This window comes from Stutzerimonas sp. CXK-1 (genome assembly GCF_057738225.1).
Map to the genome: position 1 here is coordinate 1311650 of NZ_CM173217.1, position 17078 is coordinate 1328727.

At 67.0% G+C, this 17078-nt stretch carries 18 protein-coding genes; 8 read left to right on the forward strand and 10 right to left on the reverse strand.

Annotation, left to right across the window (positions count from 1 at the left end):
- Positions 1-6: 6 nt before the first annotated feature.
- Complete coding sequence (locus AC0KXH_RS06170) at positions 7-3078, forward strand: efflux RND transporter permease subunit (RefSeq protein WP_043219143.1); 3072 nt, start codon at positions 7-9, stop codon at positions 3076-3078.
- 37 nt (positions 3079-3115) lie between these two features.
- Here AC0KXH_RS06170 and AC0KXH_RS06175 read toward each other — a convergent pair whose 3' ends face one another.
- Positions 3116-3673 carry a TetR family transcriptional regulator gene (locus tag AC0KXH_RS06175; RefSeq protein WP_224109618.1) on the reverse strand — a complete coding sequence of 186 codons (558 nt, stop codon included), beginning with the start codon at positions 3671-3673 and terminating at the stop codon, positions 3116-3118.
- A 224-nt stretch (positions 3674-3897) separates the two neighbouring features.
- On the opposite strand from AC0KXH_RS06175, the gene AC0KXH_RS06180 reads away from it, so the two are divergent.
- The 5 genes from AC0KXH_RS06180 to wrbA all read left to right on the forward strand — a co-directional run bounded on the left by AC0KXH_RS06180 (position 3898) and on the right by wrbA (position 7651).
- Positions 3898-4635, forward strand: a complete 738-nt coding sequence (locus AC0KXH_RS06180) for an MBL fold metallo-hydrolase (protein ID WP_488224355.1) — start codon at positions 3898-3900, stop codon at positions 4633-4635.
- A gap of 93 nt (positions 4636-4728) precedes the next feature.
- On the forward strand, positions 4729-5508 hold the full coding sequence (locus AC0KXH_RS06185) for a PhzF family phenazine biosynthesis protein (protein WP_488224592.1): 780 nt from the start codon (positions 4729-4731) through the stop codon (positions 5506-5508).
- Between the two features lie 92 nt (positions 5509-5600).
- The gene (locus tag AC0KXH_RS06190) at positions 5601-6140 is read left to right on the forward strand and encodes a DUF3087 family protein (protein ID WP_041107060.1); all 540 of its coding nucleotides are present in this window, start codon (positions 5601-5603) and stop codon (positions 6138-6140) included.
- Between the two features lie 122 nt (positions 6141-6262).
- Positions 6263-6961, forward strand: coding sequence for a pirin family protein (locus AC0KXH_RS06195; RefSeq protein WP_200628187.1), 699 nt, complete (start codon positions 6263-6265; stop codon positions 6959-6961).
- A gap of 90 nt (positions 6962-7051) precedes the next feature.
- Positions 7052-7651: an NAD(P)H:quinone oxidoreductase gene (wrbA, locus tag AC0KXH_RS06200; RefSeq protein WP_061338568.1), complete on the forward strand. Its 600-nt coding sequence runs from the start codon at positions 7052-7054 to the stop codon at positions 7649-7651.
- Between the two features lie 119 nt (positions 7652-7770).
- Here wrbA and AC0KXH_RS06205 read toward each other — a convergent pair whose 3' ends face one another.
- The 7 genes from AC0KXH_RS06205 to AC0KXH_RS06235 all read right to left on the reverse strand — a co-directional run bounded on the left by AC0KXH_RS06205 (position 7771) and on the right by AC0KXH_RS06235 (position 12751).
- The gene (locus AC0KXH_RS06205; protein WP_488224356.1) at positions 7771-8430 is read right to left on the reverse strand and encodes a c-type cytochrome; all 660 of its coding nucleotides are present in this window, start codon (positions 8428-8430) and stop codon (positions 7771-7773) included.
- Between the two features lie 14 nt (positions 8431-8444).
- Positions 8445-9395, reverse strand: a complete 951-nt coding sequence (locus AC0KXH_RS06210; protein ID WP_488224357.1) for a copper resistance protein B — start codon at positions 9393-9395, stop codon at positions 8445-8447.
- Entirely contained in the window at positions 9385-9705 is a 321-nt protein-coding gene (locus AC0KXH_RS06215) for a hypothetical protein (RefSeq protein ID WP_488224358.1), read from the reverse strand. The genes AC0KXH_RS06210 and AC0KXH_RS06215 overlap by 11 nt, the downstream gene beginning before the upstream one ends.
- A gap of 11 nt (positions 9706-9716) precedes the next feature.
- Entirely contained in the window at positions 9717-11504 is a 1788-nt protein-coding gene (locus tag AC0KXH_RS06220; RefSeq protein WP_488224359.1) for a copper resistance system multicopper oxidase, read from the reverse strand.
- A gap of 139 nt (positions 11505-11643) precedes the next feature.
- Positions 11644-11994, reverse strand: a complete 351-nt coding sequence (locus AC0KXH_RS06225; protein ID WP_043219156.1) for a DUF3147 family protein — start codon at positions 11992-11994, stop codon at positions 11644-11646.
- A gap of 19 nt (positions 11995-12013) precedes the next feature.
- On the reverse strand, positions 12014-12460 hold the full coding sequence (locus AC0KXH_RS06230) for a DUF411 domain-containing protein (protein WP_313406409.1): 447 nt from the start codon (positions 12458-12460) through the stop codon (positions 12014-12016).
- Between the two features lie 21 nt (positions 12461-12481).
- Positions 12482-12751: a heavy-metal-associated domain-containing protein gene (locus AC0KXH_RS06235; RefSeq protein WP_488224360.1), complete on the reverse strand. Its 270-nt coding sequence runs from the start codon at positions 12749-12751 to the stop codon at positions 12482-12484.
- Positions 12752-12990: 239 nt separating this feature from the next.
- Between AC0KXH_RS06235 and AC0KXH_RS06240 the strand changes: the two genes are divergently transcribed.
- Complete coding sequence (locus AC0KXH_RS06240) at positions 12991-13674, forward strand: heavy metal response regulator transcription factor (RefSeq protein ID WP_213150857.1); 684 nt, start codon at positions 12991-12993, stop codon at positions 13672-13674.
- Positions 13671-15053 carry a heavy metal sensor histidine kinase gene (locus tag AC0KXH_RS06245; RefSeq protein ID WP_488224361.1) on the forward strand — a complete coding sequence of 461 codons (1383 nt, stop codon included), beginning with the start codon at positions 13671-13673 and terminating at the stop codon, positions 15051-15053. The genes AC0KXH_RS06240 and AC0KXH_RS06245 overlap by 4 nt, the downstream gene beginning before the upstream one ends.
- Here the strand turns inward: AC0KXH_RS06245 and AC0KXH_RS06250 are convergent.
- Together AC0KXH_RS06250 and AC0KXH_RS06255 are read right to left on the reverse strand one after the other, a co-directional pair.
- Complete coding sequence (locus AC0KXH_RS06250; protein WP_488224362.1) at positions 15013-16353, reverse strand: ATP-binding protein; 1341 nt, start codon at positions 16351-16353, stop codon at positions 15013-15015. The two genes, AC0KXH_RS06245 and AC0KXH_RS06250, sit on opposite strands and share 41 nt — an antisense overlap.
- Entirely contained in the window at positions 16350-17027 is a 678-nt protein-coding gene (locus AC0KXH_RS06255; protein WP_488224363.1) for a response regulator, read from the reverse strand. Before AC0KXH_RS06255 ends, AC0KXH_RS06250 begins: the two co-directional genes overlap by 4 nt.
- Positions 17028-17078: the final 51 nt, after the last annotated feature.

The following is a 17078-nucleotide window of genomic DNA, read 5'->3' on the forward strand; positions in this document are numbered from 1 at the left end:
GTCGCGATGCGCTTCAACCTTTCCGCCTGGGCGCTGCAGCACCGCCAACTGGTCGTCTATCTGATGCTGCTGGTTGCGGTCGTCGGTGCGCTGTCCTACAGCCGGCTCGGCCAGAGCGAGGACCCGCCGTTCACCTTCAAGGCCATGGTGATCCAGACGCAATGGCCAGGGGCTACCGCCGAGGAAGTCTCCCGGCAGGTCACCGAACGGATCGAGAAGAAGCTGATGGAGACCGGCGAGTACGAGCGCATCGTCTCGTTCTCGCGGCCTGGCGAGTCGAACGTGACCTTCATGGCGCGCGACTCGATGCGCTCGAAGGACATTCCGGAGCTGTGGTACCAGATTCGCAAGAAGATCGGTGACATCCGGCATACCTTGCCACCGGGCGTCATCGGTCCGTTCTTCAATGACGAGTTCGGCACGACCTTCGGCAATATCTATGCGTTGACCGGGCCGGGCTTCGATTACGCGGTGCTCAAGGATTACGCCGACCGCATCCAGTTGCAGCTGCAGCGGGTCGCCAACGTCGGCAAGGTCGAGCTGATCGGCCTGCAGGACGAGAAAATCTGGATCGAGCTTTCCAACGTCAAGCTCGCCACCTTGGGCGTACCGCTGGATGCAGTTCGCCAGGCGCTGGAAGCGCAGAACGCGGTGAGCGCTACGGGCTTCGTCGAAACCATCAGCGACCGCGTGCAGCTGCGCGTGACCGGCAGTTTCGAGACGGTCGAGCAGATCCGCGATTTTCCGATCCGTGTCGGCGGGCGCACGTTCCGCATCGGCGACGTGGCCGAGGTACATCGCGGGTTCAACGATCCGCCGGCGCCGCGCATGCGCTTCATGGGCGAGCCAGCGCTCGGTATCGCGGTTTCGATGAAGAGCGGTGGTGACATCCTCATGCTCGGCGAGGCGCTGCAGGCGGAGTTCGCCCGGTTGCAGCAGGAGCTGCCCGCCGGCATGCAGCTGGACAAGGTGTCGGACCAGCCGGCGGCGGTGAAGACCAGTGTCGGCGAGTTCGTCAAGGTGCTGGTCGAGGCGCTCGCCATCGTGCTGCTGGTGAGCTTCTTCTCCCTCGGTCTGCGCACCGGCCTGGTGGTTGCACTGTCGATTCCGCTGGTACTGGCGATGACCTTCACGGCGATGCACTACTTCGGCATCGGCCTGCACAAGATTTCACTCGGTGCACTGGTGCTCGCGCTCGGCCTGCTGGTCGACGACGCCATCATCGCGGTGGAAATGATGGCGATAAAGATGGAGCAGGGCTTCGATCGGCTGAAGGCGGCCAGCTACGCCTGGACCAGTACGGCTTTTCCGATGCTGACCGGTACGCTGATCACGGCGGCTGGCTTCCTGCCGATCGCCACGGCCAATTCCAGCACCGGCGAGTACACCCGTTCGATCTTCCAGGTGGTGACCATCGCGCTCGTCGCGTCCTGGGTCGCCGCGGTGATGTTCGTTCCGTTGCTCGGTGAACGCCTGCTGCCGGACATGGCGGCCAAGGCAGCGCGCAAACACGGAGAGGGCGAGGATCTGCACGACCCTTACGCCACGCCTTTCTACCGCCGCGTGCGAGGCATCGTGGCCGCTTGCGTGCGCCGCCGCAAGACAGTGATTGCGCTGACGCTGGTGGCCTTCGTCGCTTCGATCGGTCTGTTCCGGCTGGTGCCGCAGCAGTTCTTCCCGGCCTCGGGACGCCTGGAGCTGATGGTCGACCTGAAGCTAACCGAGGGCGCCTCGCTCAAGGCCACCGAGGCCGAGGTGCAGCGTCTCGAAGCGTTGCTGAAGGACCGCGTCGGCATCGACAACTACGTGGCCTACGTCGGTACCGGCTCGCCGCGCTTCTACCTGCCGCTGGACCAGCAGTTGCCGGCAACGAGTTTCGCCCAGTTCGTCGTGCTCACCGACAGCGTCGAGTCGCGCGAAGCGCTGCGCAGCTGGCTGATCGAGCGCCTGCGCGAGGATTTCAGCAACCTGCGCGGTCGCGTCACGCGGCTGGAGAATGGCCCGCCAGTGGGCTATCCGGTGCAGTTTCGGGTCACCGGTGAGCACATCGATGTGGTCCGTGCGCTGGCGCGCAAGGTGGCCGCGCGGGTCCGGCAGAACCCGCACGTGGTCAACGTGCATCTGGACTGGCAGGAGCCGAGCAAGGTGGTCTGGCTGAACGTCGATCAGGACCGCGCCCGCGCCCTGGGCGTGAGCACGGCCGAGCTCTCGGCTTTCCTGCGGCGCACCTTTGTCGGCAGCAGCGTCAGCCAGTTCCGCGAGGACAACGAGCTGATCGAGATTCTCTTGCGCGGGACCGACCAGGAGCGCAGCGATCTGTCGCTGCTGCCGAGCCTGGCGATTCCCACGCAAAGCGGCCGCAGCGTGGCGCTGTCGCAGGTGGCGACATTGGAGTACGGATTCGAGGAGGGCGTGATCTGGCACCGCAGCCGGTTGCCAACGGTCACCGTGCGCGCCGATATCTACGATGAGCAGCAGCCGGCGACGCTGGTCGCGCAGATTTCACCGACGCTCGACGACATCCGTGCCGAGCTGCCCAGTGGCTACCTGCTGGAGATCGGAGGCACCGTCGAGGACTCGCAGCGCGGACAGAAATCGGTAAACGCCGGCCTGCCGCTGTTCGCCATCGTGGTGATGACCTTGCTGATGGTGCAGCTCAGAAGCTTCTCGCGCTCGACCATGGTGTTTCTCACCGCCCCGCTCGGGCTGATCGGCGTGACGCTGTTCCTGCTGGTGTTCCGCCAGCCATTCGGTTTTGTCGCCATGCTCGGCACTATCGCGCTGTCGGGCATGATCATGCGCAACTCGGTGATTCTGGTCGATCAGATCGAGCAGGACATCGGCGCCGGGCATGACCGCTTCAACGCCATCATCGATGCCACCGTGCGGCGCTTCCGGCCCATCGTGCTGACAGCGCTGGCCTCGGTGCTGGCGATGATCCCGCTGTCGCGCAGCATCTTCTTCGGCCCCATGGCGGTGGCGATCATGGGCGGGCTGGTGGTGGCCACGGCGCTCACGCTGCTGTTCCTGCCGGCGCTCTATGCGGCCTGGTTCAGGGTTCGCGAAGGGGAGCGCTAGCCCGGCCGGGCGCTAGACCCCGCCGCCGCGCGGCGGCTCAGAGGCCAGCTGCAGCCAATAGCTGCTCGGCGGCAACCTTGGCCTCGCGCGCCTGATCGCCGGGGCCCTCCATGTGCGCCATTGTCAGCGCGCCCTCGAGCAGGTATTGCAGTTGGCGCGCCAGCGAGCGCGGCTGCGCGGCGTGCATCCGTTCCAACAGGTCGTGCAGGTAGCTCTGCAGCTCCGCCTTGTAGGCCGCTGCGCAGCGATGGATCGGGTGGTCGTGCGCGTGGTACTCCGAGGCGGCATTGAGAAACAGGCAGCCGCAGAACGACTCGCGTTCGATCATGGCGTGCAGGCCGTCGAACAGCGCCAGCAGCGCTTCGCGTGGCGGCAACGCCGCGGCACGCTGGTGCAGGCGCTCGAGTATGACGCGGTGCCGTTCCTGCAGGACGGCAAGAATGAGTTCGTCCTTGGACTTGAAGTGCTTGTACAGCGTCATCTTCGCCACCCCGGACTCGCTCAGGATCCGGTCGATGCCCGTGGCGTGATAACCCTCGCGGTAGAACAGCTGCTCGGCCGTCCCCAGCAGTTGTTCGCGTTTGTTCGTGGCCATGGATGTCTCCTTATGCGCGCCATTATGCGCGGCGCCCGGATCCGCTCCAACGGAAGCAGCATGCGAAACTGGATATTGCGATATACAGACAGGTCTGTCTATTATCGGTTCACAGTTTCTCCGAGGGCAGCGCGATGAACCGCCAAGACAGCACCTGGCCCGGCACCGGGCGCGATGACCATCAGGCCGGGCCGCGGGCCGCCGGACGAAGAGGGTGCGGACAGATGCCAGGCCAACTGCTCTGGCTCGTTCTGCTGATGGCGGTGCTGGGGCAGGCCCGTGCCGATCCGTTGCGCTTCAGCCTGATCGAGACCGCCCGTAGCACGGGAACGGGTGAGTTCCGCTTGAACCGCAGTGGCTGGGCCGAGCCCGAGACGGTCAGCCATGTGGTCGTATTGATCGAGCACGGGGAGGCGCGGCTCTTGTTCGGCACCGGCCTCGGGCGGCAGGTCGATGCGCAAATGGCGGCAGAGTTGCCCTGGAGGCCCAGGCGCTACGCAAGGGTGTGGCCGGTTCGCGACCAGCTCGAACGTGCCGGTATCGCCGTGGACCGCATCCTGTTGTCGTCCCCGCGCTGGGATCAGGCCTCCGGGCTGGCGGACTTCCCGGAGCTTCCCGTGCTGGCCAGCCGAGCCAGCCTCGACTATCTGGGCCGCGCGACGCCGCCCGCAGTGTTGCCCAGTCAGTTTCGCCACGCGGTGAACTGGACGGTGCTGGCATTCGACGACGGCCCCTTCGATGGCTACGCCATGAGCACCGACCTGTTCGGCGACGGCTCGGTGGTGCTGGTGTCGCTGGCTGAGCACGGCGCACTCGGGCTGTTCCTCACCGTCGCGGATGGCCGCCGCTTCTTCTTTTCCGGCGACACGCTCGGCCGGGCCACTCCAGCGGATGAGGCGGGCGGCCGCTCCGGGCTTCGCCTGCAGGCCGCCGCCGGCCTCTACCCGCGATGGGTCGAATGAGGGTTTGCCGGCGACGATCGCGCGCCCTATGGTGCGTCGTGCAGGCGGACATCCCGGCCCGCCGTGGCATGTGAGGACGAGATGAGACTGCCGATTTTTCAGGTCGATGCCTTTACCACTGAACGCTTCAAAGGCAATCCGGCCGCCGTGGTACCGCTGGAGCGCTGGCTGGCCGACGAGTGCATGCAGGCGATCGCTGCGGAGAACAACCTGTCCGAAACCGCATTCTTCGTGCGCGAGGCGGATGGCGCGTTTCATATCCGCTGGTTCTCGCCGCTGACCGAGATCGACTTCTGTGGCCACGCGACGCTGGCAAGCGCGTTCGTCATTCTCGAGCAGGCGCTGGCCGAGGCGCCACTGACCTTCCGCGCCGCCGCGGTGGGCGATATCCAAGTCATTCGTCGCAGCGACGGTCTCTTGGAACTGAGCTTCCCGAACCGCGCGCCCGAAGCGATCGCACAGCCGCCGCAGGCGTTGCTCGAGGCGCTCGACATCGTGCCCGAGCGGATCCTGCGCAATGCCCAGGCGTGGTTCGCCGTCTACGCCAATGAAAGTCAGGTGCGCAGCCTTAAACCGGACCTGCAGGCGCTCAAGGCTTTCGCGCCGCTCGATCTGGTGGTGACCGCCCCCGGGGACCGGCACGACTTCGCCTCACGCTATTTCTGGCCGGCCAATGGCGGGGATGAAGATCCGGTGACCGGCTCCATTCATGCCGGCCTGGCGCCGTACTGGGCCGAACGCCTGGGCAAGCGCTCGCTGATCGCGCTGCAGGCCTCGGCCCGCAGCGGGCAGCTCTACTGCCGCGTGGATGACGCGCGGGTGCACGTTGCTGGCGCTGCGGTGTTGTATCTGCAGGGCAGCATCGAAATCTGACCGCGGCCACTCGCCGCTCCGCCGGCATCCCCCGGGGCGGCGCTTGTGGCGCATAATGCGCGCCGCCAGAACCCGCGCAAGGAATCCCGCCGATGGTCGTCTTCGAAATCCAGCCGATGAGTGCCGAGCGTTATCGGCAGCAGACGAGGCGCAGCACGCTGATCGTCACCGCCACCTTTGCCGCGCTGGCTATGCTGCTGGCGGCGCTGGCCGTGCTGTTGTTCGGTGAACCGGGTGGCGACAACCTGCGCTGGAACGTCATCGGCGTGGCCCTGGGATTGGTACTGACCGTGCTGCTGGTGCGCCGGGTGTTCTGGGCGCAGGCGTGGATGGCGGCTGCGGTCTATGGCTGGCGCCTCAAGCGCAGCTTGATGAGCGTCACCAACGTCATGCACCACGTCAAGGCAGGGGTGGCGGCGAATGACGAGCAGGCGATGAAGCTGCTGCGTTTCTATCATCTGGGCGTGACGCAGATGCATCAGCTCGACGGCAACCTGACCGCGCTCAGCGACATGGTCCGCGAGATCGACGCACACCGTGAGGCCATGCAGGCGCTGGGGCTGGATGTCGAGCAGAGCGCCTTGGACGATAGCTGGCTGGCGGCCGTGAAGCAGATTCCCGCCAAGCGCTGAGCGGAATACCTATCGACCGATTTGATGTGTTTGTGCTGATAATCGCGAACAAAGCTTTGTCTGGCTGATAGATCATGCCTCCATCGCGGATCGACCCGTACGGTCCGCCACTGGAGGGCAGCATGATCGAACACCGTCCCCGCGCCGACCTCGGCGCCGCCAACCACGGTTGGCTGGATACCCGCCATCACTTCTCCTTCGCGGACTACCACGACCCGACGCGCCAGCGCTGGGGCAAGCTGCGCGTCTGGAACGATGACAGCATCGCGCCGCAGGCAGGCTTCCCGCCGCACCCGCATCGCGACATGGAGATCATCACCTATGTTCGCCAGGGCGCGATCACCCACGAAGACAGCCTCGGCAACCGCGGCCGCACCGTCGCCGGGGACGTGCAGGTCATGAGCGCCGGCACGGGCATCGTGCACAGCGAGTTCAATCTGGAGGACGAAGAAACCCGTCTGTTCCAGATCTGGATCTTTCCGGAGCGTTCGGGCCTGCCGCCGTCGTGGGGAACACGGCCCTTTCCGGCTGGTGAGCGTGCCGGTGCCTTCGTCACCCTTGCCAGCGGTCTGCCGGGCGATGATGACGCCTTGCCGATTCGCGCCGATGCGCGGCTGGCGGCCGCCACGCTGGCGGCCGGGCAGAGCGCCAGCTATTCCATAGAGAGCGGCCGCAAGGTGTATCTGGTGCCGGCCAGCGGGCGCGTCCGGGTTAACGGCGTCACTGCGGCGGCCGGTGATGGGCTGGCGGTACGTGACGAGGCGCAGCTGCTGGTCGAGGCGCTGGAAGATAGCGAGATCGTGCTGGTCGACGCCGGCTGAGCCGCTCGCGCGAGGGGAACGACCGACGCCGGGCGGTTTTCAAAACCCGGCATCCGCAAGCTGACTTATCCCGACAGAGGAACCACACCGATGGCAAAGATTCTCGTGCTCTACCATTCCATGTACGGCCACATCGAGACCATGGCCAATGCCGTGGCCGAAGGCGCTCGCGGCGTCTCCGGCGCCGAGGTGACGATCAAGCGAGTTCCGGAAACCATGCCCGAGGAAGCCTTCGAGAAGGCCGGTGGCAAGGTCGATCAGGCCGCGCCGGTGGCCAGTCCGGCAGAGCTGGCCGACTATGACGCGATCATCTTCGGTACCCCGACCCGCTTCGGCAACATGTCGGGACAGATGCGCAACTTCCTCGATCAGACCGGCGGCCTCTGGGCGCAAGGCAAGCTGCACGGCAAGGTCGCCAGCGTGTTCACCTCCACGGGCACCGGTGGCGGCCAGGAGATGACGATCACCTCGACCTGGACCACCCTGGCGCACCACGGGATGATCCTCGTGCCGACCGGCTACGGCATCCCCGAGTTCGCCGACATCTCCGAGGTCAACGGCGGCACGCCCTACGGCGCCTCGACGATTGCCGGTGGCGACGGCTCACGCCAGCCATCGGAAAAGGAACTGACCATGGCCCGTTACCAGGGCGAGCTGGTCGCCAAGGTCGCCCAGAAACTCAAGGGTTGAGGGGCCGGCAGGGCGGCTCTACAGCTGTCCGAGCCGCCTTGCCGCGTCTATAGCCAACCCGGCCTCGGCGCCGTTCGTTGAGAGCATCGAGCCGGCTCGGCCTGCGGCGTGGCACTGCGTCAGTGCTGGCGCTCGCTGCCGTCGGCATGCCGATGGATTTCGCCGGCCTGCGGAGCCTCGAGCCCGGCGGGTGTCGGCTCGCTGGCGGGTGCGGCGTGATGCTGGTCGCTGTGGTCGTGCATGCCCGACTCGCCGCCGCCATGCTGATGGCCCCCGCTCGCCGCCACCAGGTCGCGGTACTGCTGCGCGTCGAGGCCTGGCATCTGTTCGAGAAAGGCGACCAACCCCCAGATGTAGTCGTCACCCATGCTTTGGCCCCAGGCCGGCATGCCGCTGGCCTTGATGCCGTGCTTGATGATCCAGAACGCCCGCGCCGGATCGCCACCATGGCCGTGCGCGGCCAGGTTTGGCGGCGCCGGATAGAGGCTTGCGCTCAGCTCGGTTTCGTTCAGGCCCGGCGCCAGGTGGCAGCCGACGCACATGGCCTGGTAGTTGCCCGCCCCGGAGCGAATCAGCGCCTGGTCGTCGAGCGCCGGCACTTCGATGTCGTGCGCACGCCGGGCGATCGAGCGCTCGCGAACGATTTCCAGCACCGCCTCGACCGCTGCCGAGTGCGGTGCGTCGGCGGCGACGTTGATGGCGCCCGAATACACGGTCGCGGCTGCGGCGACGGCCAGTGCGGCGGCGGCCAGTGTCAGGGTCTTGATTGCTGTGTTCATGCGTCAGGCTTTGCTCAAAACCAGAATCGTACGCCGGCCACCAGACGGGTGTCGCTGAGATCCTCGTCTTCGTCACGCAGCAGGTCGGCCGTGTTGCCGTAGGCGCGATTCCAGGTCACGCCGATATAGGGCGCGAACTGGCGGCTGATCTCGTAGCGCAGGCGCAGCCCGAAGTTCGCATCGCTGAGGCCGGAACCGACGCCGCGCACCTCGTCGTTGCGCCCGTGCAGGTTCAGCTCGGCGGTCGGCTGCAGTACCCAGCGCTGGGTCAGCAGGATGTCGTATTCGGCCTCCAGGCGCAGCGCGCTCTGGCCGCCTTCGCCGAGAAACGCCGTGGCTTCGGTCTCCAGGCCGAACAGCGGCATGCCCTGCACGCCAAAGGCTGCCCAGGTCTGCGGCGAGCCGGGCTTGAAGTCCTGGCGCACGCCGGTGACGGTCTCCCACCAGGGGCCGATGGCGTGGCTCCAGAGCAGCTGCAGCTCGGCCTCCTCGGTGTGGCCATTGGTGCGCTCACCCTCGGAACGGAAGGCGAGGCGGTCGATATCGCCGCCATACCAGCCGGAAATGTCCCAGGCCAGGGCGCTGCCGTCGTCGGCGTCCTGCCATTCGAGCTGATCGGCGAGGAACAGGTAGTTGCTGCCACCCTGGTGCATGGCGTGAGGCGGCAGGTCGGGGAATGCCGCGGCGCGATCCGCATCTCTGATGGTGGGGACTGGCGGTCGTTGCTGCTGTTCGGGTGGAACGCCGGTTGCCGGTGGGTGAGGCATCCCGTCGTGGTTCATGTCGCCATGGTTCACGGGCTCATGGCTCATCTGGCTGTGATCCATCTGCCGATGATCCATCTGGCTGTGATCCGCAGGCGCAGCGTGTCCGTCGTGGCCGGAATGATCCATCGTCTGCTGCGCCTGACTCGCCGTCGCAGCCAGGGCGAAGGCGATGGCGACCGGCAGTGTCTTAATGATCATGCTGCTTGCCCTGTTCGGGGCCCTTCGGCATGTCCTTCTGCATCTTTCCGTTGCCCATGCTGCCGTGGTCCATATGGCCGGAACCCATGTGCTGGTCGTGCATGTCCTGCATCTTGTCGTGGTCCATGCCCTGCATCATGCCGCCCTGTTGTTGTCCGGGCTTGGGTTCGCTGGCCTGCGGCGCGGCCTGTTCGGCTGGCGCGTTGGCGGGATGATGACCGTCGTGCTCGCTTTGCGCGTAGGCGGTGTTGAGGCTGAGCGCGGTAGTCAGGCCGAAGGCGAGCAGGGCGTGCTGTTTGATCGTGTTCATAGGCTTCTCCGTCATTCTTCTACGCGGACTTCGCGGAACATCCCGAGGTCCATGTGCATCAGCATGTGGCAGTGGTAGGCCCAGCGCCCGAGGGCGTCGGCGGTGACGCGATAGCTGCGTTTGGAGCCCGGCGGCATGTCGATGGTGTGCTTGCGCACCTGGAAATTGCCGTGTTCGTCCTCCAGATCGCTCCACAGCCCGTGCAGGTGGATGGGGTGGTGCATCATGGTGTCGTTGACCAGGACGAAGCGCACCCGCTCGCCGTACTTGAGGCGGATCGGCTCGGCATCGGCGAAGGGAATGCCGTCGAACGACCAGGCGAAGCGCTCCATATGGCCGGTCAGGTGCAGTTCGATGGTGCGCGTCGGCTCACGGCCGTCCGGGTCGGCGAAGGTGCTGCGCAGGTCGGCGTAGGTCAGCACGCGCCGGCCGTTGTCGCGCAGGCCGATGCCGGGATCGTCCAGTTTGGGCACCGGCATCATGGTCTGCATGTCCACCAGCGGATTGTCGGTTTCGCTGGCCGGATGCGCCTGCATGCCACTGCCGGACGAGCCGTGGCCCATGGCGGCGTGGTCCATCTGGCCCTGATTCATCGCGCCGTGATTCATGTCGCCGTGCCCGGCGTGAGGATCGTCACTCTGCGCAGGCGCAGCAGCCTGGCCATGGGCGGAATGATCGCCATGGCCCATGTCTTCCATGGTCAGTTCGGGGCGCGGATCGGGCTCGGGCACCGGCGCCTGCAAACCATCACGCACGGCCAGGGTGCCGCGGGCAAAGCCGCTACGGTCCATGGACTGGGCGAACAGGGTGTAGGCGTCCTGGCTGCCGTCCGGCTCGACGATCACGTCGAGGGTTTCCGCCACGGCCAGACGCACTTCGTCCACCTGCACCGGTTCGACGTTCTGCCCGTCCGCGGCGACCACGGTGAGCTTGAGACCGGGGATGCGGAAGTCGAAGTAGCTCATCGCCGAGCCGTTGATCAGCCGCAGGCGGATGCGCTCGCCTGGCTGGAACAGGCCGGTCCAGTTGCCGTCCGGCGCCTGGCCGTTGAGCAGGTAGGTGTAGGTGGCACCGCTGATGTCGGCAAGATCGGTCGGCGACATGTTCATCTTCGCCCAGGCCCAGCGTTCGCTGATGGTGTCGGTCCAGCCGTTGTCAGCGACATCGTCGATGAAATCGCCAAGCGTACGCCGGCCCCGGTTGTAGTAGTCCGAGCGCTTCTTCAGCTTGGCCAGCACCCGTGCCGGGCTTTCGTCGGTCCAGTCGGAGAGGAACACCACGTAGTCGCGGTCGTAGGCGAATGGCTCCGGCTCGAGCGGATCGATGATCAGCGGGCCGTAGACGCCGAGTTGTTCCTGGAACGCCGAATGGCTGTGGTACCAGTAGGTGCCGCTCTGTTTGACCTTGAAGCGGTATTCGTACATGCCGTCCGGGGCGATGCCGGCGAAGCTGAAGCCGGGCACGCCGTCCATGTTGGCGGGTAGCAGGATGCCGTGCCAGTGGATCGAGGTGTCGTGGGGCAGCCGGTTGCGCACGCGCAGGGTCACGGTATCGCCCTCGCGCCAGCGCAGCAGCGGGCCGGGAATGCTGCCGTTGATGGCCATGGCGGTGCGGCGCTTGCCAGTGAAGTCCACGCTCATGGAATCGATGGTGAGGTCGAACTCGGTGCCGCTGAGCACCGTCGGCTGACCTGGGCTGGTCAGCGCCCAGACGGGGCGTTGCCAGAGCCCGAGGCCAGCGACGGCACCGCCGGCAGCCAGGCTTTTGACGAAGGTGCGCCGGGATTGGTTGGCGTGCATGTGGATCCTTTGCGGGTTTGTTCAGGCACTGATTGCGCTGCGCTTAGCGCAGCAACAGCGCAACGATAACCGGGCCGAGCTGACCACTGGCTGAGCGGAACATTACGCTTCTGTCAGCGGGTGGCCGCCGTGCGCGTGGCTAGAGCAGCTGTACGCCGAAGCGCCGCAGCAACAGCGCCAGCAGGCCGAAGCAGGCGACGGTCAGCAGGGCGCCGGCCAGCAGCGCGGGCCAGAAGCCCAGCCGCGCCAGCAGGCGTGGGAACAGCAGGAACATCGGCAGCGTCGGCAGCACGTACCAGAAGGTGTACCAGGCATGATTGGCGATCTTCTCCAGCGGTTGGCGCTCGACATAAAGCCAGATCATCGCCAGTACCGTGATCAGCGGCAGGGCAGCGAGAAAGCCGCCGAGCCGATCGCTGCGCTTGGCGACTTCCGATACCAGCACCACCACGGCAGCGGTAAGCAGGTACTTGGCGATGAGCCAGCCCATCGGCGTGCCCGCCTGCGGCTCAGCGCTGCAGCTGATCGCCCTGGTACTCGCCGAGCACCATGTCGCGCCCCTCGCGGGTCAGGCCGATGACCTGGTAACGCTGCTTGGCCTGGCCATAATCCATGCCGGGCGAGCCGGCGGGCATGCCCGGTGCGGCGACGCCGAGCAGGTCATCGCGCTGCTGCAACTCACGGATCGCCGCCACCGGCACGTGGCCCTCGACGAACTTGCCGTCGATCACCCCGGTGTGGCACGAGCCCAGCCGGGGTACGACCCCGAGGCTCTGCTTGACTGCCGGCATGTTGCTTTCCACATGGTCGCGCACCTCGAAGCCGTTGGCTTGCAGGTACTTGATCCAGTCCTTGCAGCAGCCGCAGTTGGCGTCGCGATGCACGTCGATGACCGTGGCGGCCTGGGCCATGCCCGACATCAGCAGGGCGGTGAGCGTGACGAGGTACTTGTTCATGCGCATTCTCCAGAGCGTGTGTCAGCTGCAGCAGCAGCCAGAGCTGCCGCCGCAGCCGGCTTTCTTCGTCGGCGCGGCGGCGGCCTCGGCGATGGGTTCTGCCGGGTAGCCGGCTTCGTCGAGGGCGGCGACGAGCGCCTGGGGCTCGGCGTCGCCGCGGACGCGGACGATACCGCTGGCCAGTTCCACGTCGACCTGTACGACGCCATCGAGTGCCGCAAGGGCGGCGTTGACATGGCGAACGCAGGAGCCGCAGCTCATGCCGGTGACCTTCAGCGTAGTGGTGTTCATGGCGATCTCCTCAGTGGCCTGGCTCGATGCTCGACCTTGACGCTATGGCAAGGTCAAGCCCCTTGCACCGTTGCCGTTGCGGCGGGGATCTGCGGCAGCGTTGGCTGCATGGCGGGACAAGGCTAGCGTCGCGCAGCTGACAGGCGCCTGAGCAAAACATTACTTTTCTGTCAGCTCGTGGCGTCGCCAGCGAACCTGCCTACACTGCGCCGCACCGTTCTGCCGAAGGGGAGGCATGCATGAAACTGCTGGTCGCCGAAGACGAGCCCAAGACAGGCATCTACCTGCAGCAGGGCCTGAGCGAGGCGGGGTTCACCGTCGACCGGGTCACGACCGGCACCGACGCGCTGCAACACGCGCTGAGCATGCCCTACGACCTGCTGATCCTCGACGTGATGCTGCCGGGCCTCGATGGCTGGGAAGTGCTGCGCCTGGTGCGTGCCTCCGGGCGCGAGGTGCCGGTGCTGTTTCTCACCGCGCGCGACCGTGTCGAGGACCGCGTGAAGGGGCTCGAGCTCGGTGCCGACGACTATCTGGTCAAGCCGTTCGCCTTCTCCGAGCTGCTGGCCCGTGTGCGCACCCTGCTGCGACGCGGCAACGCGGCGGCCTTGCAGACCCAGCTGCAGATCGCCGACCTGCAGGTCGACCTGCTCAAGCGCCGCGCCACCCGTGCCGGCCAGCGCATCGACCTGACCGCCAAGGAATTCGCCCTGCTCGAACTGCTGCTGCGTCGGCGCGGCGAGGTGCTGCCCAAGTCGCTGATCGCTTCGCAGGTCTGGGACATGAATTTCGACAGCGACACCAATGTCATCGAGGTGGCGATCCGCCGTCTGCGGGCGAAAATCGACGATGGTTTCGAGCCCAAACTGATCCATACCGCGCGCGGCATGGGCTACATGCTCGACGAGCCGGACCCGTCATGAAGCGGCTGTCGCTCACGGCGCGGCTGAGCCTGATGTTCATGCTCGCGGTGACCGGCGTGCTGGCGGCTGCGGGATATTTCTTTCACCAGCTCAGCGAACGCCACTTCAACGAACTGGACCAGCACACCCTGCACGAGAAGCTTCGCGCCGGCGAGGCGCTACTCGGCGAGCTGCAGGCCGATGATGACTTCGAGCGGCTGCGTCCGCGGCTGCAGGCCCTGCTCGGTGGGCACAGCGAGATAAGGGGGTTCGTCTTCGATGCAGCGGGGCGCCAGCTGTTTCCCGAGCCGCTGCCAGGCGGGGCCGACCCGCGCCTGCTCGCGCTGGCCGCTGAGCGCGATGGCGAGCTGTCGCTGGATGGGCGCCTCTGGCGCGCGGAGGTGGGGCAGGTGCCGGTCGGTCAGTCGACGCTGACGCTGCTGATCCTGCTCGACGTCACCGTGCACAAGGCGTTCTTCCATACCTTCAGCGGCTGGCTGTGGGGTGCGCTGGTGCTCTGCGCGTCGCTCAGCGGCCTGCTTGGCTGGGCCCTGGTGCGCCGCGGCCTGCAGCCGCTGCGCGACGTCACCCAGGTAGCCGCCTCGATCTCGGCCAAATCCCTGCGCGAGCGTATCCCCGACGAGTCCACACCGGCCGAGCTGCAGCAGCTGGTGCAGGCGTTCAACGCCATGCTGGCGCGGCTGGAAGACGCCTTCGTGCGGCTGTCGAACTTCTCCGCCGACATCGCCCACGAGCTGCGCACGCCGCTGAGCAACCTGATGACCCACACCGAGGTGGCGCTGACCCGTGCGCGCACGGTGGAGGCGTACCAGGACAACCTGCATTCGAACCTGGAGGAGCTGCAGCGCATGTCGCGGATGATCGACGACATGCTGTTCCTCGCCAAGGCCGACAACGGGCTGATCGTGCCGGACGCCAAACCCGTCGCGCTGGAAGCGTTGTGCGCGCAGTTGCTGGACTATTACCAGCTCTCGGCCGACGAGCGCGGGGTGCGCTTCGAGCTGTCCGGTGCCGGTACGGTTCAGGGCGATCTGTTGATGCTGCGCCGGGCGCTGTCGAACCTGTTGTCCAATGCGCTGCGCTACACGCCCGATGGCGGTGTGATCCGCCTGGCGATCGAGTCCGGGCCGGGCGAGGTGAGCTTGAGCGTGGCCAACCCCGGCACGACGATTGCGCCGGAGCACCGCGAGCGGTTGTTCGACCGCTTCTACCGCGGCGACCCGGCGCGCCGCGAGGGCAGCCCGAGCAATGCCGGGCTTGGCCTGGCGATCACGCGCTCGATCATCCAGGCGCACCAGGGGTGCATCCACTGCGATTCGGCCGAGGGCTGGACCACCTTCAGCCTGGTGTTTCCGCTGCGTCGCGCAGCGCGACGTTGAGCGATACGCAGAGGCCCTCGGCGCGGTTGTCGAAGTCGAGGGTGCAGCCGCAGCGCTCGGCGATGGCCTGAACGATCGCCAGGCCCAGGCCGCTCCCGGCGCTGTTGGCGTGGCGCCAGAAGCGCCGGGTCAGGTGCGCAAGATGTTCGGCGGCGATACCCGGCCCGCGGTCGCATACCCGGAAGCGGACCTGCCCATCGGCGGGCTCCACGCACAGGCTGACCGTGGTGCCCGCCGCGGTGTGCCGCAGGGCGTTGTCCAGCAGGTTGCGCAGCGCGGCGATCGCCAGCACCGGCGGCATTGCCAGTGGCGTGTCGGGTAGCCCGGGTGCGAGCCGCAGCTCGATGGATGCCTGCTCGGCACCGGCGGCGTCCTCGATGGCCAGGCGCGCGACCTCGGCGGCCGAGCATTGCTGGCCGTCGTCGAAATCCAGACTGCCTTCCACCCGGGCCAGCAACAGCAGTTGCTCGAGCGTGCGCTGCAGGCGGTCGGCACCGGCCTCGGCGTTGGCCAGCGCCCGTTCGGCAGCGGCGCCTTCGGTCATCCGCGCGACCTGCAGGTGGGTCTTGATCGCGGTTAGCGGGCTGCGCAGCTCATGCGCGGCATCGCCGGTCAGTCGCCGTTCGCGCTCGATGGCCTGGGCGATGCGCTCGAACAGCTGGTTCTGCGTCTCGACCAGCGGCAGCAGCTCGGCCGGCAGGCCGGCGGTCGGCAGTGGTTCGAGCGACTCGGCACTGCGCCGGGTCAGCGCCTCGCGAATCCGCTGCAGCGGCGCCAGCCCGCGGCCCAGTCCCAGCCATAGCAGGCCGAGGCTGCCGAGCAAGGCCAGTGCCACCGGCAGTGCGGCGGCCAGCAGTACCGAGCGCTTGAGCGTGGCGCGTTCGTCCAGGCGGTCGGCCGTGGTGATGCGCAGCTCGCCCTGCACCAGGGTAAAACTGCGCCAGGGCACACCCTCGATCAGCTGAACGCGAAAGCCGTTCTGCTCGGCAGCCAGCTGCTGGTCAGGAGTGGCGTGGCTGCGCGCCAGGACTTCGCCACGTAGCGAGCTGACCTGGCAAGCCAGGCCGTTGGGGATGCCCAGCTGTTCGGCGCTCAGGCGCTGCGGCGAGCCGTCGCCGGGCATGGGGCGTGGCAGCTGCACCAACAGGCCGGCGACCATGCGCGCCGAGGCCGCCAGGCGCTGGTCGAGCGAAAGCATCAGCTGGTTGCGCAGGTCGACCAGCATCCAGGTCGCCGCCAGCATCCAGAGCAGGACGAAGGCGGTGCCGAGCATCAGGGTCAGACGCAGGCGCAGGCTCATGGGAGGTCTTCCCCGCCGGCCGGGCCGAGGCGGTAGCCCAGGCCGCGCACGGTCTCGACGATGCCGCTGCCGAGCTTGCGCCGCAGGTGGTGGATATGCACGTTCAGCGCGTTGCTCTCGACGTCGTCGGCCAGGCCGTAGACCGCATCCTTCAGTTGATCGGCGCTGAGCACCCGGCCGCGGCTGTTGAGCAGCGCCTGCAGCAGCGCCTGTTCGCGGCGCGACAGGTCGACCGGGCGGCCGTCCAGGCGCGCCTCGCAGCTGCCGGGGTCGTAGCGGAGGCGGCCGTGCTCGATCTGGGTGACGGCACGCCCGGCGCTGCGTCGCACCAGGGTATGCAGGCGCGCGGCCAGTTCGCGCAGGTCGAACGGTTTGAGCAGATAGTCGTCGGCACCGGCGTGCAGACCGGTCACGCGGTCGCTGACCGCATCGCGCGCGGTGAGCACCAGCACCGGCAGGTCCAGCCCGTGCTGGCGCAGGCGGCGCAGCAGTTCGATGCCGTCCTCGTCGGGCAGGCCGAGGTCGAGCACCAGCACGTCGAAAGCCGCCGTGCGCAGCAGTGCTTCGGCCGCCGCCGCGCTGGCCACGTGATCGACGGTCAGGCCCTGGGCGCCGAGGCCGGCGATGATGCCGCTGGCGATCAATTCATCGTCTTCGGCGAGCAATACGTGCATGCATGGATCCGTGCAAAAAACCAAGTGTCGACCTTAGCGATTAAGGCAGCG

Excerpts from the sequence above, each read along its gene's own strand:
- AC0KXH_RS06205 (WP_488224356.1), bottom strand. The coding sequence starts at position 8,430 with ATGAACACAGCAATCAAGACCCTGACACTGGCCGCCGCCGCACTGGCC.
- AC0KXH_RS06170 (WP_043219143.1), top strand. The coding sequence starts at position 7 with ATGCGCTTCAACCTTTCCGCCTGGGCGCTGCAGCACCGCCAACTGGTC.
- AC0KXH_RS06255 (WP_488224363.1), bottom strand. The coding sequence starts at position 17,027 with ATGCACGTATTGCTCGCCGAAGACGATGAATTGATCGCCAGCGGCATC.
- AC0KXH_RS06220 (WP_488224359.1), bottom strand. The coding sequence starts at position 11,504 with ATGCACGCCAACCAATCCCGGCGCACCTTCGTCAAAAGCCTGGCTGCC.
- AC0KXH_RS06240 (WP_213150857.1), top strand. The coding sequence starts at position 12,991 with ATGAAACTGCTGGTCGCCGAAGACGAGCCCAAGACAGGCATCTACCTG.
- AC0KXH_RS06215 (WP_488224358.1), bottom strand. The coding sequence starts at position 9,705 with ATGAACACGATCAAACAGCACGCCCTGCTCGCCTTCGGCCTGACTACC.
- wrbA (WP_061338568.1), top strand. The coding sequence starts at position 7,052 with ATGGCAAAGATTCTCGTGCTCTACCATTCCATGTACGGCCACATCGAG.
- AC0KXH_RS06230 (WP_313406409.1), bottom strand. The coding sequence starts at position 12,460 with ATGAACAAGTACCTCGTCACGCTCACCGCCCTGCTGATGTCGGGCATG.
- AC0KXH_RS06250 (WP_488224362.1), bottom strand. The coding sequence starts at position 16,353 with ATGAGCCTGCGCCTGCGTCTGACCCTGATGCTCGGCACCGCCTTCGTC.
- AC0KXH_RS06245 (WP_488224361.1), top strand. The coding sequence starts at position 13,671 with ATGAAGCGGCTGTCGCTCACGGCGCGGCTGAGCCTGATGTTCATGCTC.
- AC0KXH_RS06195 (WP_200628187.1), top strand. The coding sequence starts at position 6,263 with ATGATCGAACACCGTCCCCGCGCCGACCTCGGCGCCGCCAACCACGGT.
- AC0KXH_RS06180 (WP_488224355.1), top strand. The coding sequence starts at position 3,898 with ATGCCAGGCCAACTGCTCTGGCTCGTTCTGCTGATGGCGGTGCTGGGG.
- AC0KXH_RS06225 (WP_043219156.1), bottom strand. The coding sequence starts at position 11,994 with ATGGGCTGGCTCATCGCCAAGTACCTGCTTACCGCTGCCGTGGTGGTG.
- AC0KXH_RS06190 (WP_041107060.1), top strand. The coding sequence starts at position 5,601 with ATGGTCGTCTTCGAAATCCAGCCGATGAGTGCCGAGCGTTATCGGCAG.
- AC0KXH_RS06235 (WP_488224360.1), bottom strand. The coding sequence starts at position 12,751 with ATGAACACCACTACGCTGAAGGTCACCGGCATGAGCTGCGGCTCCTGC.
- AC0KXH_RS06210 (WP_488224357.1), bottom strand. The coding sequence starts at position 9,395 with ATGATCATTAAGACACTGCCGGTCGCCATCGCCTTCGCCCTGGCTGCG.
- AC0KXH_RS06175 (WP_224109618.1), bottom strand. The coding sequence starts at position 3,673 with ATGGCCACGAACAAACGCGAACAACTGCTGGGGACGGCCGAGCAGCTG.